24 protein-coding genes and 1 tRNA gene are annotated in these 23,447 nt (G+C 50.0%); 9 read left to right on the forward strand and 16 right to left on the reverse strand.

From position 1 onward, the window contains the following. Positions 1-2: 2 nt before the first annotated feature. The 5 genes from ABK821_RS04910 to ABK821_RS04930 form a co-directional block, all read right to left on the reverse strand. Positions 3-1,088, reverse strand: coding sequence for an ABC transporter ATP-binding protein (locus tag ABK821_RS04910; protein WP_142502842.1), 1,086 nt, complete (start codon positions 1,086-1,088; stop codon positions 3-5). Between the two features lie 5 nt (positions 1,089-1,093). Continuing rightward, a complete protein-coding gene (locus tag ABK821_RS04915) occupies positions 1,094-1,918 on the reverse strand; it encodes a phosphodiesterase (RefSeq protein WP_343178424.1) in 825 nt (274 codons plus the stop codon). 10 nt (positions 1,919-1,928) lie between these two features. Next, positions 1,929-2,816 (reverse strand): carbohydrate ABC transporter permease, encoded by an 888-nt coding sequence (locus tag ABK821_RS04920; RefSeq protein WP_138361610.1) that lies wholly within the window; start codon positions 2,814-2,816, stop codon positions 1,929-1,931. Then, entirely contained in the window at positions 2,806-3,678 is an 873-nt protein-coding gene (locus ABK821_RS04925) for a carbohydrate ABC transporter permease (RefSeq protein ID WP_138361609.1), read from the reverse strand. Before ABK821_RS04925 ends, ABK821_RS04920 begins: the two co-directional genes overlap by 11 nt. 202 nt (positions 3,679-3,880) lie before the next feature. Next, on the reverse strand, positions 3,881-4,900 hold the full coding sequence (locus tag ABK821_RS04930) for an NAD(P)-dependent alcohol dehydrogenase (RefSeq protein WP_343178423.1): 1,020 nt from the start codon (positions 4,898-4,900) through the stop codon (positions 3,881-3,883). Between the two features lie 222 nt (positions 4,901-5,122). Here ABK821_RS04930 and ABK821_RS04935 point away from each other — a divergent pair. Continuing rightward, positions 5,123-5,207, forward strand: a tRNA-Leu gene (locus ABK821_RS04935). A gap of 147 nt (positions 5,208-5,354) precedes the next feature. Here the strand turns inward: ABK821_RS04935 and ABK821_RS04940 are convergent. The 6 genes from ABK821_RS04940 to ABK821_RS04965 form a co-directional block, all read right to left on the reverse strand. Then, positions 5,355-6,281, reverse strand: a complete 927-nt coding sequence (locus ABK821_RS04940) for a site-specific integrase (protein ID WP_061376752.1) — start codon at positions 6,279-6,281, stop codon at positions 5,355-5,357. After that, the gene (mobH, locus tag ABK821_RS04945) at positions 6,271-7,881 is read right to left on the reverse strand and encodes a MobH family relaxase (protein WP_343178422.1); all 1,611 of its coding nucleotides are present in this window, start codon (positions 7,879-7,881) and stop codon (positions 6,271-6,273) included. The genes ABK821_RS04940 and mobH overlap by 11 nt, the downstream gene beginning before the upstream one ends. Before the next feature lie 181 nt (positions 7,882-8,062). Then, the gene (locus ABK821_RS04950; RefSeq protein WP_343178442.1) at positions 8,063-9,136 is read right to left on the reverse strand and encodes an extracellular solute-binding protein; all 1,074 of its coding nucleotides are present in this window, start codon (positions 9,134-9,136) and stop codon (positions 8,063-8,065) included. Between the two features lie 21 nt (positions 9,137-9,157). After that, positions 9,158-9,994 carry an ABC transporter permease gene (locus ABK821_RS04955; RefSeq protein WP_110274846.1) on the reverse strand — a complete coding sequence of 279 codons (837 nt, stop codon included), beginning with the start codon at positions 9,992-9,994 and terminating at the stop codon, positions 9,158-9,160. Continuing rightward, positions 9,991-10,857 carry an ABC transporter permease gene (locus ABK821_RS04960; protein ID WP_226295807.1) on the reverse strand — a complete coding sequence of 289 codons (867 nt, stop codon included), beginning with the start codon at positions 10,855-10,857 and terminating at the stop codon, positions 9,991-9,993. The genes ABK821_RS04955 and ABK821_RS04960 overlap by 4 nt, the downstream gene beginning before the upstream one ends. Further along, positions 10,854-11,921, reverse strand: coding sequence for an ABC transporter ATP-binding protein (locus tag ABK821_RS04965; protein WP_343178421.1), 1,068 nt, complete (start codon positions 11,919-11,921; stop codon positions 10,854-10,856). Before ABK821_RS04965 ends, ABK821_RS04960 begins: the two co-directional genes overlap by 4 nt. Positions 11,922-12,136: 215 nt before the next feature. Between ABK821_RS04965 and ABK821_RS04970 the strand changes: the two genes are divergently transcribed. Both ABK821_RS04970 and ABK821_RS04975 read left to right on the forward strand, forming a co-directional pair. Beyond that, a complete protein-coding gene (locus tag ABK821_RS04970) occupies positions 12,137-12,967 on the forward strand; it encodes a glycerophosphodiester phosphodiesterase family protein (RefSeq protein WP_343178420.1) in 831 nt (276 codons plus the stop codon). A 19-nt stretch (positions 12,968-12,986) separates the two neighbouring features. Further along, positions 12,987-14,099, forward strand: a complete 1,113-nt coding sequence (locus ABK821_RS04975) for an ROK family protein (RefSeq protein ID WP_343178419.1) — start codon at positions 12,987-12,989, stop codon at positions 14,097-14,099. A 1-nt stretch (position 14,100) separates the two neighbouring features. On the opposite strand, the gene ABK821_RS04980 is transcribed toward ABK821_RS04975, so the two are convergent. Both ABK821_RS04980 and ABK821_RS04985 read right to left on the reverse strand, forming a co-directional pair. Next, complete coding sequence (locus ABK821_RS04980) at positions 14,101-14,346, reverse strand: helix-turn-helix domain-containing protein (protein ID WP_210943391.1); 246 nt, start codon at positions 14,344-14,346, stop codon at positions 14,101-14,103. A 92-nt stretch (positions 14,347-14,438) separates the two neighbouring features. Continuing rightward, positions 14,439-14,693 (reverse strand): helix-turn-helix transcriptional regulator, encoded by a 255-nt coding sequence (locus tag ABK821_RS04985; protein ID WP_210943330.1) that lies wholly within the window; start codon positions 14,691-14,693, stop codon positions 14,439-14,441. Between the two features lie 120 nt (positions 14,694-14,813). Between ABK821_RS04985 and ABK821_RS04990 the strand changes: the two genes are divergently transcribed. Both ABK821_RS04990 and ABK821_RS04995 read left to right on the forward strand, forming a co-directional pair. Beyond that, positions 14,814-15,086, forward strand: coding sequence for a helix-turn-helix transcriptional regulator (locus ABK821_RS04990; protein WP_343178418.1), 273 nt, complete (start codon positions 14,814-14,816; stop codon positions 15,084-15,086). Positions 15,087-15,162: 76 nt separating this feature from the next. Then, on the forward strand, positions 15,163-15,369 hold the full coding sequence (locus tag ABK821_RS04995) for a hypothetical protein (RefSeq protein ID WP_063390046.1): 207 nt from the start codon (positions 15,163-15,165) through the stop codon (positions 15,367-15,369). A gap of 21 nt (positions 15,370-15,390) precedes the next feature. Here the strand turns inward: ABK821_RS04995 and ABK821_RS05000 are convergent, their stop codons facing one another. Continuing rightward, entirely contained in the window at positions 15,391-16,302 is a 912-nt protein-coding gene (locus ABK821_RS05000) for a zincin-like metallopeptidase domain-containing protein (RefSeq protein ID WP_343178417.1), read from the reverse strand. 85 nt (positions 16,303-16,387) lie between these two features. After that, on the reverse strand, positions 16,388-16,681 hold the full coding sequence (locus ABK821_RS05005; RefSeq protein WP_343178416.1) for a hypothetical protein: 294 nt from the start codon (positions 16,679-16,681) through the stop codon (positions 16,388-16,390). 417 nt (positions 16,682-17,098) lie between these two features. Between ABK821_RS05005 and ABK821_RS05010 the strand changes: the two genes are divergently transcribed. The 4 genes from ABK821_RS05010 (at position 17,099) to ABK821_RS05025 (ending at position 22,338) form a co-directional block, all read left to right on the forward strand. After that, the gene (locus ABK821_RS05010; protein ID WP_343178415.1) at positions 17,099-18,241 is read left to right on the forward strand and encodes a DNA cytosine methyltransferase; all 1,143 of its coding nucleotides are present in this window, start codon (positions 17,099-17,101) and stop codon (positions 18,239-18,241) included. A 65-nt stretch (positions 18,242-18,306) separates the two neighbouring features. Then, complete coding sequence (locus ABK821_RS05015; protein ID WP_200049887.1) at positions 18,307-20,256, forward strand: DUF262 domain-containing protein; 1,950 nt, start codon at positions 18,307-18,309, stop codon at positions 20,254-20,256. Then, complete coding sequence (locus tag ABK821_RS05020; RefSeq protein WP_200049888.1) at positions 20,249-21,397, forward strand: DUF3696 domain-containing protein; 1,149 nt, start codon at positions 20,249-20,251, stop codon at positions 21,395-21,397. The genes ABK821_RS05015 and ABK821_RS05020 overlap by 8 nt, the downstream gene beginning before the upstream one ends. Then, positions 21,394-22,338, forward strand: a complete 945-nt coding sequence (locus ABK821_RS05025) for a hypothetical protein (RefSeq protein WP_343178414.1) — start codon at positions 21,394-21,396, stop codon at positions 22,336-22,338. The genes ABK821_RS05020 and ABK821_RS05025 overlap by 4 nt, the downstream gene beginning before the upstream one ends. A gap of 107 nt (positions 22,339-22,445) precedes the next feature. On the opposite strand, the gene ABK821_RS05030 is transcribed toward ABK821_RS05025, so the two are convergent. Then, a complete protein-coding gene (locus ABK821_RS05030; RefSeq protein WP_343178413.1) occupies positions 22,446-23,180 on the reverse strand; it encodes a hypothetical protein in 735 nt (244 codons plus the stop codon). Positions 23,181-23,447: the final 267 nt, after the last annotated feature.

Below are 23,447 nucleotides of genomic sequence, written 5' to 3' on the forward strand. Positions count from 1 at the left end.
GATTAATCTCCTGGAGTAAGCGCCTGATGCACAGGCGTTAAATTATGCTGTTTCTCAGCATGAAAAAGATGAATATCGTCGGGCGAAAAGCCGAGAAGCAGGGCGTCGCCTTTCTCCGGCACCGCTCCGCGATGGCGACGGCTAAAGCGTAAGGTGCCGATAGGGGTGCTGACGTGGAGCAGATAATCGGCTCCCATCAGTTCTCGTTGCAGCACGGTGGCGGGCAGGCGCAGATGGCTCTCTTCCACGCGATCGCTGATATGTTCCGGACGAATACCTAACCAGACGCGGGATTCTTCCCGGTAGCCCGGCGGTAGCGGGTGACGTTGTTCGCCAAGGAGTACCTGACCGTCGGCGCAGGGCAGCGACAGCAGATTCATCGCCGGGGAGCCGATAAAACCGGCGACAAACAAATTGGCCGGATTCGCGTAGAGATACTCCGGGCGTCCGACCTGCTGTACGTGACCGCCGTTCATCACCACAATACGGTCAGCCATTGACATCGCTTCCGTCTGGTCATGGGTGACGTAGATGGTGCTGATGTTGAGCTGCTGGTGGAGGTCCATAATGCTGTCGCGTACTTCGCTGCGCAGGCGGGCATCAAGGTTGGAGAGCGGCTCATCCATCAGGAACAGGCGCGGATTGCGCACAATTGCCCGCGCCATCGCCACCCGCTGCCGCTGACCGCCGGAAAGCTTCGCCGGTTTGCGATCCAGCAGGTTTTCCAGTTGCAGCATCTGCGCCACTTTCTCCACCCGTGGCTGCCAGCTGGTTTTATCCTCTTTTCTCACCTTCATGCCGAAGGTGATGTTGTCGCGCACCGACAGATGTGGAAACAGAGCATAGTTCTGGAAAATCATCGCAAAATTACGCTCTCTGGGCGACATTTCGCTGATGTTCTCATCATATAGCCAGATTTCCCCCGCGCTGACCGGCTCCAGCCCGGCGATCAGGCGCAGCAGGGTGCTTTTGCCGCAGCCGGACGGGCCGACCAGCACCACGAATTCACCGTCGTGAATATCCAGCGACAGGGCGCTGAGGGCCGGTTTACCGTCAAATTGTTTACTGATGTTTTGCAGACTAAGCATGGTGATTAGCGATCTTCCGTTGGGCAACTGATATGTTCGTCGTACATCCACGGCCCGGCGTAATGGGTCAGCGGATGTTGATAGCTCACCCACCGATCGCCCACCTGGCGATGCATCAGGCATGACGCGGGGGAGAGGTCGTAATACGGGCGCGTATCTTCGTGAAAATAGGGGACCTGGTGGACGGTTCCCGGAATGGTGGAGATGATGGCCTGGCGATATTGAGTCATGGTCAGACTGTGGTTATGGCCGCAAAAAATGCGCGTCAGCGACGGGAAACGTTCAACCAGCGCCAGCAGACGGTGGCCGTTCTCGCAGGCGATGGGGTCCATCTGCGCGTTGCCCAGCGGCAGTGGCGGATGATGCATAAACACCGTTGCTGGTTTGTCGCCGCCATCAAATAGCTGCGCTTCCAGCCATTTGATGGTGTCGTCCGTTAGCCAGCCTTTCGACGTCCCCGTCCGGCTGGAGTCGATAAACAGCAGGCGAGTGGCAAAATCGTCTACCGCATAATGCATATTTTGCGCATCGTTACCGAGCAGCGGACACAGAGGATGCAGATATTCCAGAAACAGTTCTTTATCGTCGTGGTTGCCGGGAATGAGATAGCGTGGATAGTTGAGGTTGCCGAGGATCTGCCGGGCGACCTGGTACTCTTCCGGGCGGCCGCAGTTGACGATATCTCCGCTTACCACCACCGCGTCCGGGTGCTCCTGCAGGGCATTAAGCTGGGAGACCACATCGGCGTTGGCGGCGTTGACATCAATAAAACCGTATAGCTTCTGGCCGTGGCTGCGGAAATGGGTATCGGAAATTTGCGCGAGCAGCATGAATAACTCCTTATTTGATCCCGGCGAAACCGAAGCTTCGCAGGAACTGTTTCTGGAAAAGAATGAACGCCAGCATCAGCGGCAGGCAGACCATTAGCGTTCCGGCGCCGATGGTGCCCCACTGGCCGCCGGATTCCGCGCCCATGGCGAAGGAGACCAGCCCCACGGTCAGTACCTGTTTATCCGGGTCGTTAAGCATCATCAGCGGCCACAGATACTCGTTCCAGTGGTAGGTAATGCTGACGGTGGCGAAGGCCAGCACCGAAGGCCATGACATCGGCAGCAGCACGCGGAACAGCACCTGCCACCAGCGACAACCCTCCATCAGCGCCGCCTCTTCCAGCTCTTTGGGGATGGCGAGAAATGCCTGACGCATCAGGAACACGCCGAACGCCGAGGTGAAATAGGGCATCATCACCCCGGTGAGAGTATTGAGCAGGCCGAAGGTTTTCAGGGTCAGCATGTTCGGCACCATCATCACTACCGGCATGATCATCAACTGCACGAGGAACAGCAGAAACAGCGTCTTTTTGCCGCGGAACTCGTGGCAGGCGAAGACGTATCCGGCGGTGGTGATGGTCAACAGCTGTACGCAAAAGGTGCCGAAGGCGAAGATAATGGTGTTGGCATAGAGGTTCAGCCAGTCGGCGCTGGCCCAGGCATCGCGAAAGTTATCCAGCGTCAGCGGCAGTCTGGGCAGCAGGGATGCCATATCTTCGCCGAAGGTTGTGGCGCTGAACGAGGTCGCCAGCATCCACAAAAACGGGCTTATCCACAGCAGCGCCAGGCAGCACATTAATACCGTCACGGTAAAGGGTTGCGAGCGGCGCAGGCGCAGCCACAGCGGGCGCGATGCGCGCTGCGAACGTAGTACCAGCGGTGAGATTTCAGCGCTCATAATGCGCTCCTTTCTCCAGCAGTTTGAGGTTAATCAGCGAGAAGGCGAACAGCCCGGCCAGGGTCAGGAAAGTGGCGGCGGAGGCTTTACCTAAATCGTGGGTGTCCCAGGCGAGGTTCTGAATGTAGTAAAGCAGTACGGTAGTGGCGTTATCCGGACCGCCACGGGTCATTACCGCTACGTGGTCAATCTGGGTAATGGAATAAATCAGCGCCGTGGTGATCACGAAGCTGAGCGTCGGGCGCAACAGCGGCAGAGTGACGTTAAAAAAGACCTGCGTGCGGGTGGCCCCTTCCATAAGCGCCGCCTCGCGGGTTGACGCCGGGATGCTTTGCAGTCCGGCAAGGAAAAACAGCATGTAGTAACCGGCGAACTTCCACACGCCAATGAGCGCCAGCGCCAGTAGCGCACTGTTGCTGCGTCCCAGCCAGTTGTTGTTCATCGGGCCGAACAGCTTCGCCAGGTAATGGTCCAGCAGTCCGAGACCGGGCATAAAGATAAACAGCCACAGCGCGGCGGCGCTGACCATCGGGATAATCATCGGGAAAAAGAACGCGGTGCGCAGCCAGCGATTCACGCGGTGATTTTCGGCCAGAGCGACCGCCAGCAGCAGGGCGAGAGTGACGCCCGGCACCACCGTCAGCAGGATATAGAGCAGATTGTTAACCAGAGACTGCCAGAAGACGTCATCGGCAAACAGGCGGGCGAAGTTTTCCAGTCCGACATACTGGCCGCCATCGCTGGCCATTCGGGTATCGAACAGGCTGTCATACACCGAACGCCCCAGCGGCAACCAGGTAAACAGTAATAAAAATAGCAGGGAAGGCGACAGTATCATCCAGGGGAGCCAGTATTTTCTCATGGCGGCAGATGTCTCGTGCAGGCGTTTGTAGAAGCCCGGATTGTGAAAAGGAATGACTGCAAAGGTATGGCAGTGAGATGACGGTTTAATGAACGAATCAGATATGCCGGGCAGAGGGGCAGCCCGGCATGGGGATGAGCGTATCGCCTAAATTATTTGCCTCCAGGCAACCTGCGCGTTGCCTGAAGCATAGACGGGAGCGTCAGAAATCGGCTTTTAGCACCACACGATAGCGGGCCTTGCCCTCGCGAACGTGCTTCAGCGCGTCGTTGATTTGCGACATCGGGAACAGCTCAGTGGTCGGCGCGACTTTGCTACGCCCGGCAAATTTCATCAGCTTGCGCAGCTCAGACGGGTTGCCGGTGGCTGAGCCGGAGATGCTGCGGTCGCCGCCAATCAGGGTAAAGGCGGAGACCGGGAACGGCTTCATCACCACGCCGACGGTATGGAAGTTGCCGCCGTAAGCCAGCGCGGCAAAGTACGGTTGCCAGTCGAGGTCGACGGCGACGGTGTTGATGATCAGGTCGAACTGACCGGCGAGCGCTTTTAAGGCGTCAGGATCGCGGCTGTTGACCACGCGATCGGCCCCCATCGCCAGCACTTCCGGCTCTTTGGCCGGGTTTGAGCTAAAGGCGGTGACTTCCGCCCCCATCGCACGCAGCAGCTTGATGGCGATATGACCGAGGCCGCCAATGCCGATGACGCCGACGCGGCTGTTTGCCGTGACGTGATGCATCAGCAGCGGTTTGAAGACGGTGATGCCGCCGCAGAGCATCGGCCCGGCGGATTCGATATCGATGTTTTCCGGCAGCGGGATCACCCATTGCCAGTCGGCGCGTAGCTTATCGGCAAAGCCGCCGCGGTTGGTGATGGTTGGTACCGTTCCTTCCAGGCAGTTAATCTGATTGCCACTGATACAGGCATCACAGTGCCCGCAGCTGCGCGCCGTCCAGCCGATGCCTACCTTCTGGCCGATTTTCAGTCCTTTATCCTGCGCCGCGTTGCCCAGCGCAGCCACGCGACCAATCACCTCGTGACCGGCTACCAGCGGATAGCTCGACATACCCCATTCGTTGTCGATCATCGACAGGTCGGAGTGGCAGATGCCGCAGTATTCCACCTGTACTTCGACATCTTCCGGCTTGAGATCGCCGGCATCGTACTCCCACAGCGACAGATCGGCCCCCGCTTCTTTGGCGGCGTAACTTTTCATTTTGCTCATCACAGTTTCCTTGGGTTTGGCGTAGTTAAGAAGGAAGTGTAGAGCATGCGGCGGGCGGATGCTGAAAGAAGGTGGGGCAGGAGAATGGGAAAACGGGCGCTTAAAGAAGCTAAGGCACTGAACAGATGAAAAATTCATCACTTGATGGCTGGAGGACGTAACGTTGCTTGCATGGCAGCGTATGACAGGTATAATCCACAACGTTTCCGCATCCCCTTCAGTGCCGAAGTGGCGAAATCGGTAGACGCAGTTGATTCAAAATCAACCGTAGAAATACGTGCCGGTTCGAGTCCGGCCTTCGGCACCATGAATTAAAAAGCAGGCGGAAAACCTAAAGCAGTCAATACGTTATTCATTAAGACCGGAAATTAACGGCAACCACAAGAGGCCGTGTTTCTGGCTTTTTTGTTTATAAAGCCTCAGTTCGGGATCTTTCCACTCACCTTCCGCTTTGTCAATCTCTCTCCACGCAACTTCTGAGCATCTCGACATTATGTTCGATATAGCTGAGCGTCACTTTAATATCCCTGTGTCCCAGCAGCTTCTGCGTGACGTATAAATTTTGCTCCGGTTTCTTCATCAGTTCGGTTGCCACGGTGTGGCGGTAGCGGTGTGAGGAAAAACGACTGTGGCAGGCGTCGCTCAGTTTGGCAAAGAAGTAGCTAACCTGATTTTCTGTCATCGGTTTACCCTGACGCAGCGTCCGCTGGTTGAAGCAGTTGATATTAAATAACTGCTCGCCGGAGGCGATCCCTCGTTTTCGCGCTTCATACAGCAACGTTTCCAGATGTGGCCGCAGTCGGGAGGAGATGGGCACCACATGCTCATCGTGGCTTTTACTGCCCTCGCTCTGAATAAACAGGGTGTTATGCAGCAGGTCGATATCGCGGCTGCGCAGATGCAGAAGCTGGTTCAGCCGGATGGCGGTGTAGTTGAACGTCTCTATTGCCGTCAGCCAGAACCACGCGGGGTAAAACGGCGAACGGTAGCCGTACTGCGTTTTCTCCTGCTCGATGTAGTGATGCAGCACGTCGCGTGAGAGAACTATCTGTTCATGAGTCAGGGTTTTCTTCCGGCGACGCGATTCGCGCAGCGTAATGTTCATAAATGGGTTTACGAACTGCGTCAGCAGCCCTTGGCGGATGGCGAAGTTATACAGCGCCCGCAGGTGGCGCATGTAGTGATTCCAGCTCACCGGCTTGATATCGCGCTCGTTAAGCAGATAGCCGCGCCATTCCAGCGCCATATGTGGCGTGACTTCGGCGGGCAGTACGTTGCGCCAGTGAGTGAACTGCTCCACCGCCGTGCGATAACAATCCTGGGTCGCCGGTCGCAGCAGGCGGGCGAAAAAGTACTCCTCCAGGAGTTTTTCAAAGGTCATGATCATTCTCTCCTTCATTCAGCAAGAGATGCGGGTTATTAAAGGGGACGTCATCGCCGAACAGCAGTGTGGGATCGTGGAGCAGATACCCCTTTAAACGCGAGCTGCGGCGCGGGCCGACAACGGCGCAGTTCCAGATGTTGAGGCCGTTTTTGCGTTTGCGGTGCAGATTCAGGTCCTGAAACGCTTTCTGTACCTCCCGCCAGCGTTCTGTCGGGATATTCCTGCCGCAGGCATTCAGCCATAGCTTAAAAATGCCAGGAGTCACCAGAAACGCCGTTCCGGCGACGGTGTGGATCCGGGCGTTGGGTTCGTTGATTTCCAGGCGTTGCATCTGGACGCTTTGGGTCAGCCACTGCCAGAAGGCTTCGCCGGACAGCGGTTCTTCATCCGGTAGCGTGGCGGGAACAGGTTCAGGCTCAGGATCACTGGCAACGCAGGATTTATCCGGTTCTGGCGCGATGGGCGTTACCGTTCCCTGAAAAACGTCTGGCCGTTGCTGCAGGCTTTCCCAGATAAGCGACGGAGAAAAGCGCAGCAGGGTCAGTTCACTACTCCAGCCGCCGCTGGCCTCAATCCGACAATGCCAGATGGCTTTATCCTCGCAGGGGATAAGCAACTGGTGCGCCTGCATCTCGTCGAACAACCGCACGTTATGCTGTGGTACGGCGTCAATCCCCTGGCGCAGCAGCCAGCCGCGCACGGCATCGGCAGCGTTCTTACTGACCAGCCACAGCGCCTCTTCCGTCAGCCAGCCATCCGAGCCGCCGTTCGGGTTATTGAGTCGGAACTCCTGCGCCAGCAGGTCGCGCAGGGCGGTAATAATTTGCTGCGGCAGCGAGGTTGGCGGGCGATGAATTGCCTTAACCGGATCGCCGCCGAGATTAAACGCCACCGACGCCCGGTCGGCTTTCTGCACCAGTTCACCCGCCAGCCCGGCATACTGATACTGCCCGTTCAGGCAGTGCAGAAGGGTGGATAAGGCAGCAGAATCAGCGGCGAGCCAGTCGAGGCATTCCGGGGGGAGCAGTTGGGTCAGCAGAAGAGCTGCCGCAGCCGGATGGCGCAGGTAATCACGTTGCGGCAGATAACGGAACCGATAAGGCTGGGTCAGCGGGCCATGCCACGGAAACCAGCGTTTCCCGCTGGCATCCTCCACTTCAACATCCGTGACAAGTTTACCCAGATCGTGTAGCAGCGCGGCGTAGATGATAACCGTCGTCCAGCGTTCGGACTGAGCGGCCTGATCTTCCGGCGCTGCATCAGGCGGAAAAAGATAACTCTGCCGCAGCCGTGCGGCATAGCAGGCGGCTTCGAGGCTGTGCTCGAGCAAACCGCCCGCATGGGCGTGGTGATGGTTTTCCGAAGCGGGAAACGACTGCGCCAGTTCCGCAAAACGATGGAGCGGCGTCAGCCAGAAGCGTTCGAACAGCGGGGCAGGGAGCGCGGTGCTCTGACGGATAAACTGAATAAGCTGCTGGCGGGATGGTTTCGCCAGCAGGATTTCGGTGGATTCAGGTTGCAGCCAGCCCTCCGTGGCGTTTGTCTCGTCGGTGGAGGGTGTGGTGTCTGGTTTTTTGCGTGCCAGCCATATCCGCATAATGGCCCTTTATACCCAATGGATTTCGGGTCGCGGGACTGCAACCCGAAAGACGAAGGGGGTTCCTTTTCCGGGTAAGCCCGTTATCCCTTCAACCCCTTCCCCTGAACCTTTTGCATTCTGCCTTTTCGCGTGGTCAGGTTCTGGGGGAAATTGTTTATAGCTGCACGCAAATTGAGGCTTACTGCATCATGACTTCACGCACAAACTCTTTCCTGAGCTGTGTACTGTACGACTTGCCGTAAAATTGCACCTCGGTATCCGGGCGCTGCACATCCGGACTGACCTGTTTATTCATCGGCGTGGAGCCGAAGGCTTTGCTCAGCGCCTGTTGCGTTTCGGGCAGAATCAGCCAGTTAAGAAACAGCCGTGATGCCGCCGGGTGCGGGCTGTTGGCGGCAATGGCCGCGATGTTACCGCCGCCGGGCATACCGAACGCCGGTACGTAAAATTTCAGCCGCGAGGTGATGGCTCCGGTTTTTTGCAGGCCAGCCAGATGGTCTTCCCACGCGGGCGTCAGCATCAGTTCGCCGTCGTTCAGACGTGTCAGGCTGTCGGCACCAGAAGCGGTGCGGGTAATTTTGTCGTTATTAGCGGCAAACCACTGCCAGCCTTTCTGCCAGTTTTTCACCACCGCCGGGTCAACGCTCTCCGCTTCGCTGTTAAATGCGCCGCCCTGAGTGGTGACGATACGCTGAATAAAGGCTTCTCCTGCGCCACCGTTGTTCGGGTCGTTATAACCAAACTTCTTCGGGTTGGCGTCGATAAAGCTCTGCAACTGCTCCAGCGTTTGCGGCAGCGCCCGGTCGCCCATCTGCTGCGGGTCGTAAGCATATCCGGTCTGATTGCCCCAGAACGCCACGGCATAACCCTGGGTATCGACGTTCTGAATCTGGTGAATGGCGTCGCCATAGCCGGGCAGGTCGTCCACCTTTGCCAGCGCTTTCGCCCCCGTCGTCACCGGCAACTGCGCCACCGACAGGGCGATAACGTCGATTTTACCCTTCGCTTTGCCCGCTTCCGCCAGCAACTTGTTCATATTGCCGTCGATGCTGCCTTCCGGGATGCGCACCTTAACGCCGTACTGCTGCTCAAAATCCTTCACAAAGCTGCGCCACTGCGGCTGGAGGTACCAGACGTTAAAGGTCACGCTGCCCTCTTTTTTCGCCTGGGCGATCAGGTCGGGGTTATCCGCCGCTAACGCCTGCGAGCTGCACAGCAGGCCGCCCGCCAGAATCATCACTGTTTTTTTCATCACATTATCTCCTGTAAAAGGTCAGGCTTTCCCCGTGGATTGCGACAGATAGTTCCCCTTCAGCAACTTCTCGATGATGACCATCAGGATGACGTTGGGGATCACCAGAATCATCGACACCACCGCCGCGTCCGGGCGGACGAAGGAGTAGCCGAGGAAAGAGTAAAGAATGGTCGGGACGGTGATAAAATCCGGCGCGCCCAGCACGTATGAGATGCTGAACTCCTCCAGACTTCGCACCAGACAAAAAATCAGCGCCGCCAGGAAGCTCGGTTTCAGCAGCGGCAGATAGGCATTGCAGAAGGTGCCCCATGCGCCGGAGCCCAGGTCGCGGCTGGCGTCGATCAGATCCTGCGGCACCGCCTTAAATCCCGCCGACATAATGCGGATCGAATAGGGCAGCGTCAGCACGGTATGGCCGATCACAATGCTGATAAAGGCGTTGTCGATATTGAGGTTGATCAGCATGGCGCTGAAGAAAATCCCGATCAGCATCCCCGGCATCACCAGCGGGATCAGCGTCAGCATCTCCGCCACTGCCTTGCCGCGAAAGGTCATGCGTCCGAAGGCATACGCGGTGGGCAGCGACAGCAGCAGGCTGACCACCGCCACCGCAGGGGCGATGGTGTAACTGTTGAACAGCGCCTCGGAAAGCGAGGTCTTTTCCCAGACCAGCAGCCAGCGGCTGAACGATAATACAGGCGGGAAGATATCCGGGTAGCTCCACGGATGGGCCGGGTCAACCAGCGACCAGAGGATCGCCATGCCGAACGGCATCCCCAGCCAGACCAGGTTGGCGACCACGAAGAAGATCAGTGAAATCGTCACCACCCGGCGACCGTTGGTAGTGTGGCTCATTTGACTTCTCCTTTGCGGGTGGCGAACGGGGTAATCAGGGTAGCGATCAGCAGCGTGCAGATAGCCGCCGTGACCATAATGATCACCGCAATCACCGCCGCGTTATTCCACTCGCCGTACTCCATGGCGGTGGCCTGCATCAGGCGCGCCAGCGAATAGGTGTTGCGCGGCCCGGCCACCGAGAAGAAGGCGAAGTCGCCCAGCGCGCCGATAAACACCAGAATCAGCGTCACCTGCACGGCGGGCAGCGTCAGCGGCACCACCACGCCGGTAAAGCTGCGCCAGCGGCTGGCGCCGAGGTTGCTGGCGGCGTCCAGTACGTCGTTACGAATGGCATTGACCGCACCGCCGACCAGGATCAGGGCGAAGGGCAGGTTCTTCCAGATTTGCAGGATTACCACGCCCCAGCCAAAGTCATCGTTCTGCATCCGTAGCGGTTCGCTGATAATGCCCAGCGCCAGCAACAGTTCGTTGATAATGCCGTGGTAAGCGACGATGTTGACGAACAGGAACGCCGCCACCAGGCCGGGAATAAACATCGGCGCGCGCAGCACCGCGATAATCCCTTCTTTACCGACCATCGGTTTACGCAGCCACAGCGCCAGCGGATACGCAAAAATCACCGAACCGAACGCCCCCAGCAGCGACACTTTTACCGAGTAGAACAGGGCGCTTTGCAGCACTTCGTCCTGCAACATATTGCGCCAGTACTCCAGCGAGAAATGGCTGTCGCCTTCGAGGTTGAACCAGCCCAGGCTCTGGACGATCACCACGTAAAACGTCGATCCCATCAGCAGCAGAATGGTGCCCAGCCCGCTGAGCATCAGCAGCCAGGCGACCGCATCGTTGCGCCAGTTTTTCATGATACCGGCTCCAGAAAATGGATGGCGTTTTCCGCCAGACGGAAGCAGGCGCGCTCGCCGGGGGCGACGGGCGGCTTTTTAATTAGCTGTAAACGGACCGATAACCCGCTGTCGTTGTGGCCCCAGGCTTCGGTGAGGTTGCCCATAAAAGCCATTTTGTCGAGCGTCAGGGTGAAGTAGTTGTCGCCTGCCTGTGGCTGGCTGACATACTGTGCGTCTTCCGGTCTCCAGCAGACATAGCAGTGCTCCGCGCGCGGCGGCTGTACGGAATGCACGTAAAACTCGCCGAGGGCGCAGCGTACCCGGTAATAACCCGGCTGCTCTGCGGGCGTGACCTGCGCGGTGTCGATATTGGCCGCGCCGATAAAATCCGCCACAAATCGGTTGGCCGGGCGGTAGTAAATCTCTTCCGGTTTGCCGATCTGCTCGACGTTGCCAGCGTTCAGCACCACGATTTTATCCGACATCGCCAGCGCTTCCGCCTGGTCGTGGGTGACGTAGATCGAGGTGAGCTGGTACTGCCGCTGGAGTTCCTTAATCTCAAAACGCACGCTTTCGCGCAGTTTGGCATCGAGGTTGGAGAGCGGTTCGTCGAACAGGATCACGTCCGGGCGGGTGATCATCGCCCGCGCCAGCGCCACGCGCTGCTGCTGGCCGCCGGAGAGCTGAGCGGGCATTTTCAGACGTTGGCTCTCCAGCCCCACCTGCTTCAGCGCCTCCGCCAGCCGGGCCTGCTGTTCGCCGATGGCGACCTTTTTCTGCTTCAGGCCAAAACAGATGTTGTGCGCCACGTTGAGGTGCGGGAACAGCGCATAGGACTGGAAACACATGGCGGTGTTGCGCTTTTCCGGCGGCAGGGCGTTGACCGCTTTATCGCCAATCAGAATGCGCCCGCTGTCCGGCTGGTGAAAACCGCCGATCATTTTCAGCAGGGTGGTTTTACCGCAGCCGCTCGGCCCGAGCAGGGTGACGAACTCCCCCTCTTCAGCGCAGAACGAGATTTCCCTGGCGGCATAGAATTCGCCGAACGTTTTGGTCACCTGTTCCAGAACCAGTTTTGACATGAGTCTGTCTTCCATCGATTAAAAAGATGATTATTAAATTTACATACTAAACATTAAATTTATGTGACACAGATCCTTAAAGCTAAAAAATGATCTAAATATCAAATTAAAAACATATAAAACAATGAATTAACCATAAAATGATAAAAACATCTTTCACATTTAAATTTAAGTAGTAAAGTTAATTACCATCTTACATTCGAGAGGAAAAGAAGATGGCGTTTAACTTTCACCGGGCGGCAGAGGGGATCGTGCTGGCCAACAGCCACCGGGGTTATTCCAGCTGTGCGCCGGAAAACACCTTTCCGGCCTTTGAAGCCGCCCGCCTGGCGGGAACCCACTGTATCGAAATTGATATCCACCTGACGGCGGATAACCAGCTGGTCGTCACGCACGATCACCGTATCGACCGGGTGTCCACCGGGCACGGATTTGTGGAGCAGATGACGTACCCGCAACTGCTGGCGTGCGACTTTGGCGTGAAATACCATCCGTCGTTTGCCGGAACGCGCGTCCCCTTGCTGGCGGACGTGCTGCGCTGGGCGGTGGAAAACGGCATGGGGCTGATTGTTGAGGTCAAACAGCGCAACCGCCATGACGAGTTTGTGGCGGCGCTGGTCGCGCTGCTGCGTGAGCAGCCGGATGCCCTCGGCCATATCCAGTTGCTGGGCTTTAACCATGTGCTGATTAACCGGGTAAAAGCGCAAATTCCGCAACTGGCGTTACAGGTGGTGACGCTGGAGCGGTACAATAACCAGCTCGCAGCGGTGCAGCAGTCAAATGCCGGATGCGTCTGTTTTGAGTTCGAGTTAGCCCATATCGACGACCTGCGGGCCTACAAAAACGCCGGTCTGGGCGTGCGGATGTATCTGCATGAAATGAAAAATGGCATGACGCCGCTGGAGCAGTACGACTATAAATTCGGCTGTGACAGTCGTCCTGTGATTATCGGCTGGATGCAGGCGGGGCTGATTGATATGCTCAGCCACGATGATATTCCGTACCTGCAGGGGCTGATAGAAGAGGCCGGACTGCGCTGGGATTAGATAAAAAATTAAGGACACCATGAACGCCCACTCTGAACGCCTTGAACTGCGCGGTTCGCAGCGCCTGTTGCTGGAACTGATCCGCCGCCACGCCCCGGTGACGCGAGCCGAACTGGCTCGGCTGTCGGGGCTGACGGCGGGGGCGATCACCCAGCAGTGCCGGGAGCTGATGTTCTCCGGTCTGGTGGTGGAAGGGGAGCGCAACACCGGGCAGCGCGGCCAGCCATCGCTGCCGCTGCGCCTTAACCCCGGCGGCGGCTGCGCTATCGGGCTGTCGTTCAGTCCCGGTTTTATCGATATGACGGTGGTCGATCTCAGTGGTCGCCAGTTATTGTCACTTTCCGAAGCGCATCAGGAGAACCAGCCGCTGGCGGCGACTCTTGTGCAGATTAAAACCCTGGTGGAGCAGACGCTGAAAAAGCGCCAGCTCCAGCACGCACGTATCCTCGGCATTGGCTATGCGGTGCCGGGCTTCCTGAAAGCGGACGGGCGCAAGCGCCACAGCGTGCCGTGGCTGGAGAGCTGGCGCGAGGTGGATTTACAGCAGGCGTTTGCCGATAACCTGCCGTGGCCGACGTGGGTGGAGAACAACGCCAACGCCTCGGCGGTAGGCGAGCTGTACAGCGGCGAATGGAATGCGTACAGCGATCTGACCTTTATCGATCTCGGCTACGGTATCGGCGCGGGGATTATCTCCGGACATAAAATGCTGCGCGGCGGGTTCTGTAACGCCGGTGAAGTCGGGATGGCATTTCCGTCCGGTACACCGCGCCCGTCGTATAAGGATCTGCTTGCCACGCTGGAGCGTGAAGGGTTCAGTGAAACTCAGCTACCGGAGCTGATTGCCGGGCAGCATCCGCTGCTGGAAAGCTGGTTTGAACGCTGTCGTGGTCAGGTGGAGCAGACGGTCTTTGGTTGCGTGCAGTGGGTAGACCCGCAAATCATCGTACTCGGTGGCGCGATGCCGAAACCGATTATCAGCCGTCTGGTGCAGGAGCTGAATCAACGGCTGGAAACCCGGCTCGACCCCAACCGCCCGAAAGTGAGACTGGCGGCGTCCTCAATGGGGGCGCAGAGTGCATCACGCGGCGCGGCGATGATCCCGTTGTATCAGGTGATTAATGAAGATTGAGTTACAAAGAGTTATATTTGCGGGCTATGCTTTGTAGCTCGCTTTGCCAGTCCATACCCAGAAGTTGTGCCAGACGGATAAACTCCACCACATCCAGACGCCTTTCCCCATTTTCGACCTTCGCAATAAATGACTGTGGCCGCCCTAATGCGGTCGCTATGGCTGTTTGAGTGATGTTTTGCCTGACTCTGGCTTGTTTCAGGGCCGAAATCACAGACTGGTAATCATCTGAATAAACTGAAGTCATCGCACAGAAATCCGATTGAAATCCCAAAATCGAATATCCGTGCTTTAATGAATTATCCCAAAACGGGATAATCGGCGTTCAGTAGGCAGAAACTAGGTGCGGTGCTGTTCCGCGTAATTCAGGATGATTTCTGCCAGATCGTCTTCGACGGTGTAAAGGTAACAAGCAGGGATTTTTAGTACTTCAGCAAACTTACATGCCAGAGAAAAATCGGGAGAGTGGGTGCCGCGCTCATACTGGTTCATTCGGGCGCTGGCCGTTGCTTCATCAATACCCGCAAGGATCCCCAGCCGTTCCTGTGACAGCCCCGACCTGAGTCGCGCCTCTTTAAGACGATGTGGCAGCATGAGATCCCCGTGTCATTTCTGATATTTGGGGAAATTTTCAGCCTTGCTAGCGTAAATATTACTAAGTTATCCTTAGTATTGGTGATTCAAATAACCTTTCAGGATCTCGTGGAGTGGGCTATGAAACCAAAGGATGACTGGCATCGGGCGGATATCATTGCAGAACTGCACAAATGTGGCACCAGCCTTGCCGCGCTCTCCCGTAGCGCCGGGCTGAGTTCTTCCACCCTCTCCAACACGCTCGACAGACCCTGGCCGAAGGGAGAATGGCTGATTGCATCGCGCCTTGGTAAGCACCCGGCGGAGATCTGGCCTAGTAGATACTTTGATGAGCGAGGGCGTTGGATTGAACGTTTTGTCCGGGGGCAGAAATTACCGATGCCCGGACGCTGATTGGTCGTAAATGCCGTGTACAAAAGACCTCGCACTCCGTGATGATGGTAATGGTTTAACTGTTCAGGACGCGCTTATGCAGGCTCACTTCTTACCGCCGCCATCTGCCGAAGAACTGGTGATCCGCTGCCAGATACTGGTTCGGGAAATTATTGCCGCGAAACAACCAGGAGTGCGGGATGTACTGACGTTTATCCTTTCCGACCAGCTTGATCTGCTCAAAGGTGCGATGGATGCGGGGTATATCAATAACGAGGAAGAGCAGGGGAGAACGGCAGAGTAGAACCCTGCCGTGAATATGAAGTTATGCGCTCAGCGCTAACGGCTGCTGCGCCCGTTCAAGCAGATATTCGCAGGCGTTACGCGCTAACCCGCTGGCGCGGAAAATCGCTTTTTTGTCCTGCTGCAATACCTTCAGCCACGATGCGATGTAGCTGTCATGCTGTAGTTTCGCCTGAATGCCGACATGAGCGCACAGGAAGGCGGATCCCATTTCGGCAACGAGCTCTTCGAAACTATACATCGGATCACCAAAGGTATGGTTTCCGGCGGTAATTCCGTCCCGATTTAGTCGTGAAGCATGTCCGGTAGCGTGCGTCAGTTCATGCAGCAGCGTGCCGTAGTAATCCTCACGCGAAGCGAACTGCTCAGGATGCGGCATGATGATGCAGTCGCGCCCCGGCGAGTAATACGCTCGGTTCTGGCGTCGGTGAGTGATTGTCACCGCGCTTTGTCGGGCCATCTGTTCAGCAGCGGCGATGGGATCATCGACCATCACGACAGGCTGCGAGAACGCTTCCGGCAAATCTTCGCATTGCTGAATATTAAACAGCCGGAACTCGCGTACCACGGCGTAAGACGTCACTTTGGGGTTTCCGTCAGCATCAAGAACCGTGTTCCCGTTGCTGTCCACAACTTCGCGCTGCTGGGGCAGATAAAACACGGCCAGTGTAGATTTTTCGCCTTTGCGGATGTTACCGCCCGCATTGCGAATCTGAGTGAAGGTCAGCCAGCGATCGCTTTCATATCCCTGTCGCTCAGCGCTGTTCCAGAGTAGAGGAATATTGATGCCGTGATACAACCGCCCGGATAAGGCATTCATTGGCACCACCGGTTCCCCTTCCCGCCACGGGCGAACCCAGGGGATCACGCCTTTCTCCAGCGCGGCGATAATTTCATCGGTGACTTTCTGGTAAAGATCGTTGCTTCTGTTCATAAGCGTAACCTCATGATAAAGAAGCCGGGTACAGCGCTCCCGGTCGGGAGTCGCCCGGCACGGGGAGTAAAGGACGCAGAGAGAATCAGCTGGTATGAAGGGCAGTAACCAACAAGTGGTTATCTTCAAGGGTTAAGCGCAGCGGCGTTATCAGCGGTACATTGCTACTGCCGTCAGAAGGCAAACAGTACAGACCGAAATTAATACTCTTACGGTCCGGGCCTGCGCTTTTGAATGTCAGCATAGTGGCGACAATCAGGTTTTCGAGACGGTCATCTTCCTGAGAGGGATCGAGAGGAAAACTGACTACCTTTTCCCAGGCCTCAGATGAGATAGACAACGATAAGGATTTTGCTTCAGGGCAAGATGAAGTTGGCATAGTGTTTCTCCAGTGATGAAAGCAGAGAAACACCGCCCGACAGGGAGGGTTTCCCTGCATGGTGGGGTAGAGGATGTATCAGGCGCTAAGCGCTGTCCGCGAAGATGATACGGAGCGGACAAAAGGCGAGCCTCACCGGGAAGGGTGGCAACCTGAAGGCTCTGGCTGCGGGGTATTCGGTACTATTGAAGCAATTTTTTAAACCAAATGCGATAAATTTATGTACATCTAAAATTGAGTGCTTTCATATCCATAAGGATTCCAAGATGGTTTAGTCTTTTATGTTGTATCAAAATAACCTCATCGTTATTAATTGCAATAAAATCAATAGGTTGTTTGTTTTTCAGGGAGCATTTTTTTGTGTCATTTTTTTGTTATTAGAATTATAATGTAATATAAGATTTTAAAATGAGTTTCATGATGAGTGTTGATATCCATAACATAAGTATATTTTCTTTTTTCTCTGGTGCAGGATTTTTAGATCTTGGTTTTGAGAAAAATGGGATTACTATAAATTTTGCGAACGAAATTCATAAACCTTTCCAGGGCGCATATACCTTTTCTAGAGATAAAATGAATTTGTCTTTGCCAAAATATGGATGCCATTTGGAAAGTATAGAGGAATATATAACTGGGAGTCGGAAGAAGTTTCTATCTCAATTGATCAAAGAATCGAAGAAAGATTCTGTTGTAGGATTTATTGGAGGTCCTCCATGCCCAGATTTCTCTAATGGAGGTAAAAACCGTGGACACCATGGAGATAATGGTAGGCTAACGAAAGAATATGTTGATCTGATTTCTATATTTAAGCCGGATTTTTTCCTTTTGGAAAATGTTAAAGGGCTTTGGAAAACTGAAAAACACAGAGCTTTTTATAATGATATGAAAGTTTTTTTGAGTAATAATGGTTATGTATTGACTGATTGTCTTGTCAATAGTTTAGAGTTCGGTGTTCCTCAAGATCGTGACAGAATTATGTTGTTTGGTATTAACAAAAAATTATTATCTCATAAAAACAAACAAAATATCGGCAATGATTTTCCTTGGCGCAAACATATTTGTTTTGATAAAAATAAAATACCAAGCAAGAAAAACTGGCCTCAGCAAGAAATATATATGAAGGATTCGTTAAAGAGTTGCCCTTCATATGTGGAAGAGTTTATAGAATTAACCGTAGAACATTGGTTTGAGAAAAATAATGTATCAGCACACCCTAATTCTTTACACTACTTTCAGCCGCGAAAAGGACTGTTAAAATTTCAGACTATTATGGAAGGTGATGATAGTCGTAAATCTTTTAAACGGCTACATAGGTGGAGATATTCTCCAACAACTGCGTATGGAAATAATGAAGTTCATTTACATCCCTACAAGGATCGCAGATTAAGTGCTGCTGAAGCATTGGCAATTCAATCGCTTCCTAAAGAGTTTGAATTGCCAGCATCTATGTCTTTAACCGATATGTTTAAAACAATTGGGAATGGTGTTCCGTATCTGCTTTCTCTAGGGATAGCTAAATCAATTACTGACTATTTAGAACAAATTAGAATTTATCATTAGAACTAGAAAACCTCTAGTTCTAATGATAAAATAGCGCTACATTTTATTAAACTTAGTGGCGCTATATGATCAACTTTGATGAACTAATTCATGACATTGAAAATCTTATTGATTTGCCATTAGTAGATGTCAAGAATAGTAATGAGATCTATATGATTAAAAATATAGATCATCTAAAGAAGAAAATTTATTTATCCAGCGAAGGTAAAAAAAGGTTATTAGCGAGAAACTTTAAAGACCTTGAATTAGTATTAAAAGAGCTAACAAGAACAAACTTTTGCTGCGTCAGTGATATATTAAAAACTACAGATGTAAATATAATGCAGATTGAAAATATTTTTCTAAATCTACCTTATATTAATTATTTTAGACTGGATGGTGTTATATATCTTGTTCTCCGAAATAGCTTAAATCATCCATATGGTACAGTTGAAGAGTTACCGCTGAAAGAGCAACGGTCTGCTAAAAAAGTCATATCTAATTTTAGGCAACTACAATATAATCAGTTTTCATCATCCTTGCTTAATAGCATATCATCGCTCGATCGTGAAATAGAAAAAATTCATGTTCTTGCTCCAGGATTACTTGCGGATACTAATCTCAGAGAGTTGCTTTCTGATTTTAAAAATATGTCTGCATTAATCAATTCAACAACGTTGTCTATTGATAAAAACGACGAAGAGCAAAGTTTACCCGAAATTGTTGAGAATGATGATTTTGATATGTCTGATCTTGTTGATATGTCCTATATCACAGGTATAGAAGGTGATGTCACATCTTCAGATGATGATAATAGTGGAGATGAAGACAGTGAGGATGAAGATGAAGGAGCTGTTTTAAGAGTTCCGAATATTCGCAGAACTACCCCTAGTTTTGCTCTTTTGTATGAGCGTTTGCTTTATGATGAAATAGAAATCCAGCCAGACTATCAGCGAAAAGATAGAATATGGAGTGATGATAAAAAATCTAAATTAATAGAGTCCATATTAATGGGCCTGCCCTTGCCAATATTTTATTTTGGGGAAAGGAAAGATGATACATGGGTTATTATCGATGGTTTGCAAAGGATAACTACAGTCCAAGATTTTATGCAGAATAAATTTCCGCTAAAGCTTGAAAAAGGTTCATCTGTCTATGATGCAAATGGTTTATTATTCAAAGATTTTAATCGTACATATACACGTTTATTGAGAGAGTTTGAAATAACTGCATACGTTATTGATATAATAGATTCTAGTTCAAATAAATTCATTACTGAGCTTTTTCATAGAATTAATACATATGGTGTAAAATTAAGTGATCAAGAAATTCGTTCTGCAATAAACTTTGGTTCCAGTGTTTATTATTTGAAATTCCTTGCATCTACAAAAATATTCACTTCAGCTACTACAAACACTGTGAACACTAAAAGGCAAAAAGATCTTGAACTTTGTTTGGGTGCATTGGCATTTATGATATTTGGATATAAATCCTATAAGAAAAATAGATATGATGATTTTTTAACTGAAGCTATGAGATGGATTAATGACCAGCCTTTTAGAAAATCAACCGTTAATGATATAGTGACGTACATTTCTGAATCATCTATTATAATAGAACTCACTAAAAGATTTGAATCAAGTTTAAAGTTTTGCCAAGAAATATTTGGTAAAGATGCTTTTAAAAAGGTACGGAATTCAAGCAAAAAGGATCCTATAAGCAAACCATTATTTGAAATGTTTGTTTCACTTTTTTCAAATTTAACTGAAGAACAACAAGATTTAATTCGGAGAAATAAATCTGATTTTTTGATGGCTTTTTATGAGGCCATCAATAAAGACGTTGATTTCTATGCAACTTGGAATAGTCAGCCATATATTGAAGCACAACGTGGTTTCAATTATTCTATATCTAGCTCAACAGGAAAGAGAGTTACTATTCTTTATAGATTTGAAGCTATCATAAAAATGATAAATATAACTACCGGTTGTGAAATATCCTTGTCACCAATAGTAGTGAGTAAAAATCATGATTAAAAAATTATTTTTAAAAAATTTTAAATGCTATAAAAACGAAGGCTTTACATTCGGGAAATTGACTGTTTTTTGTGGCAATAATTCTGTTGGTAAAAGTACTGCAATACAAGCTATTGCGATTCCGTTCCAAAATAAATTAAGTAAGCTAATAGCAATTAATGGGGATCTTGTAAACTTAGGTGCATCATCTGATATATTCTCGAACTATGCAGATGTTGGAGACGAAACCCTGGAGATTGAAATTACATTTCAGAATAGATCTAGCCATTCATTTAAATGGGGTGTTAATGATTTTCAGGAGCAACAGGAACTAAAAAATCATTTGACCCTTAAGAGTACAGATGTAAAAGGCTTGCAAAAGTTAACTAATAATTATTTCCATGAGAATGGATTCCAGTTCATTGAGGCCGAACGTTATGGGCCAAGATATTATTTCAATGTAAATAAAAATGAGTCAATATTAAACTGGTTAGGTTCTAAGGGTGAGTTTTCATATGAAGTTTTTTCTTCTTTAGAGGAATCCAATCTAAGACTTCCAGAGAGGGATCTACGAACTCATCCAGAAGCCGCAGACAATACATCTATACGGCGGAACATCATTTATTGGATGTCTGAAATTTCACCAGGATTTAATATTGAAGCTGATATAGTTAGATCTGCTGGTATTAGTCATGCACATTTTCAAACAAGTAACTCAGCAAAAACTATTCCTTTGAATATGGGATTTGGACTTAGTTATTCCCTTAGTATAGTTATCGCTCTTTTAGTTACTAAACCTGGAGGGCTGGTTGTTTTAGAAAACCCTGAAGCACATTTACATCCTCGTGGGCAAAGTTATTTAGGGCGTTTAATCGCACTTGCAGCATTGTCTGGTGTTCAAGTAATTATTGAAACTCATAGTGACCATTTGTTAAATGGGATCAGAGTTATTGCAAGATTAAAGAATGAATATAAAAATAATGATTTTAAAGTCTATTATGTGTCAGCTACTGATAATGGACCAAGTCAGGTGGATGAAATCGATATAGGAGATAAAGGCGAACTTTCAAAATGGCCCGACGGATTTTTTGATCAGCAATCGTACGATATTAAAACAATAATTAAAGGGGTTGATATAAAAGATAAAGGGGAAATAAAATGAGTGCCTTTATTGCTTCTTATGTGTATATAACAAGAAACGTATTTTTAGACATATATAAAAGGAATGATTATGATCATATGCATTGTTTTTTTAATAAGCTCAAAGATATTTTGCGGGTCTATGAGAGAAGCTCTAATATAGTAATTGAAAGTGCTGCTGATTTGTTAGATTACACTGATGATATTAATCCTATTTCATTAGGCGATCTATTGATCGATTCTGCTGGTAATGATTATTCCCTTTTGAACTATTATTATGATCTGCTTGAGAAAACTATATCATCTGTTAAATCAAATAAATATAGTGAGCATATTAATCATGTCGTTATAAATAGTGCATTGAATACCTTTCCAAGACATTACTCTTTATTTTTGACTGAGAATTTTGCTCCTGAACTTTCACGGAATTTACAAACAGATTGCTGGAGTGATACGCTAAGTAAAAATTCTGAATTTATAGCTTTACAGCACAATGGCAAGAAACAATTTATAGAGTGGTCTAAGTTAAATTATAATAATATTGACTTCCATTCAGATCTGGAATCAACCTTAGATACTATATTAGCGGGCACTTATCTTGATTATAAAAATCTAATTACAAATTCATTAAACTCGTTAAATCAAGCTTCTTATGAATTTTCAACTGATCCACAAGGAAATCAAGACGAATTAATAAGAATATCTGAATACACCTCAAGGTTTGGTAAGCAATTATCTTGTACTCGACAGGGGGCTAATAAACCAAAGTTTGCATTTCCAAAAACTCAGGATGGTTCATCGGAAATGATTAATTGTGAATATCACTTGAAAGTTAACTGGAACGATCGCGGTGACCGATTAGAAAGAGACAATTATGTTAGGATCTATTTTGGTTTGAAATACTATGATGACATAGGTATAAAAAAAGTTAAATTAGCTCATATTGGCAGGCATTTACCTTGAGTTTTTTATAAATAAAATTGGAGCTATTTATCTTTGATGACGCATATATTATAGCTCCTTTTCATAATATTAAAATATTTATGTATGTTTCAATTTTTTCGATGTATTTATATGTTCGACCATATAACCTCACATGCTAGGTATTCACCTATAACAAATCTTACTACTATATCATCTGATGAATCATCTACAAAATAACGATATCGTCCTTCTTGTACATCTATCCAAGCATTTATGAAAATAGGGATATGTAACTCGTTATTTTCTTGAGAAACCATTTTAGTATCTACCACAAGTATTCTTTGAGAATTTCTGCTACCAACTTCGCTGAGAATATAAGCAAAACGATCAGATTCAAAATCATCTCGCACTTCCTTGCCCATTAACTCTATAGGATGCCACCAAACTGAGCTAGGTTCATCTTTGCAAATTAAACTCAGTTCGTAAGCTACATGTCCTTGTGCTAATTTTATTATGATTCTTTTTATTCTTTCACCATCAACTGAGAAATAGGTTTCTCCATCTTTTATATATTTCGCAGTTTCTAACTTTTTTTGAAGTTTTGGAGTTCGTTCTAAAATACCAGAAACTTTTTCTCTTCGTATATCTGAGGGAGATGCACTTCCTGCTATGGCGGCTTCAAGAAGGCATGCAACATATTCCTCATCTGAAGAAAAACTGTTGTTACATTTCCTGCACGCTCCTACTACTGATAGATTTTCCGGAAGTGGTGCATCTAGGAATACTTTAGATGGAACATGCTCTCTTGTTTCTGGAATGCCACCACAATATACACAACCGCTCACCAGCCTATTATCTGCGTAATTATTTAATTGTTGCATTTTAATAACTCAATTTTCATGATGTTTAAGTTAGATTTGCGTGCATTATAGATCGTGAAATGTTAAATAAATAGTTTTCAATTGGCATTGAACCAATACGTATAAGTATTTATTTTATGAATAGTTTTTGATTTCATATTTATACCCGTGATCATTGAAGATGCTTGATTTTTCAGTAACAGGAGATCATGCTGTCCCCATGAAAATCTTCATCACTGACCAACAAAAAGCGGAACTTGAGCGTCTTCATGACTCCAGTCGTGACGG

This window comes from Klebsiella sp. KE9456 (assembly GCF_043832615.1).
Taxonomy (GTDB): domain Bacteria; phylum Pseudomonadota; class Gammaproteobacteria; order Enterobacterales; family Enterobacteriaceae; genus Klebsiella; species Klebsiella indica.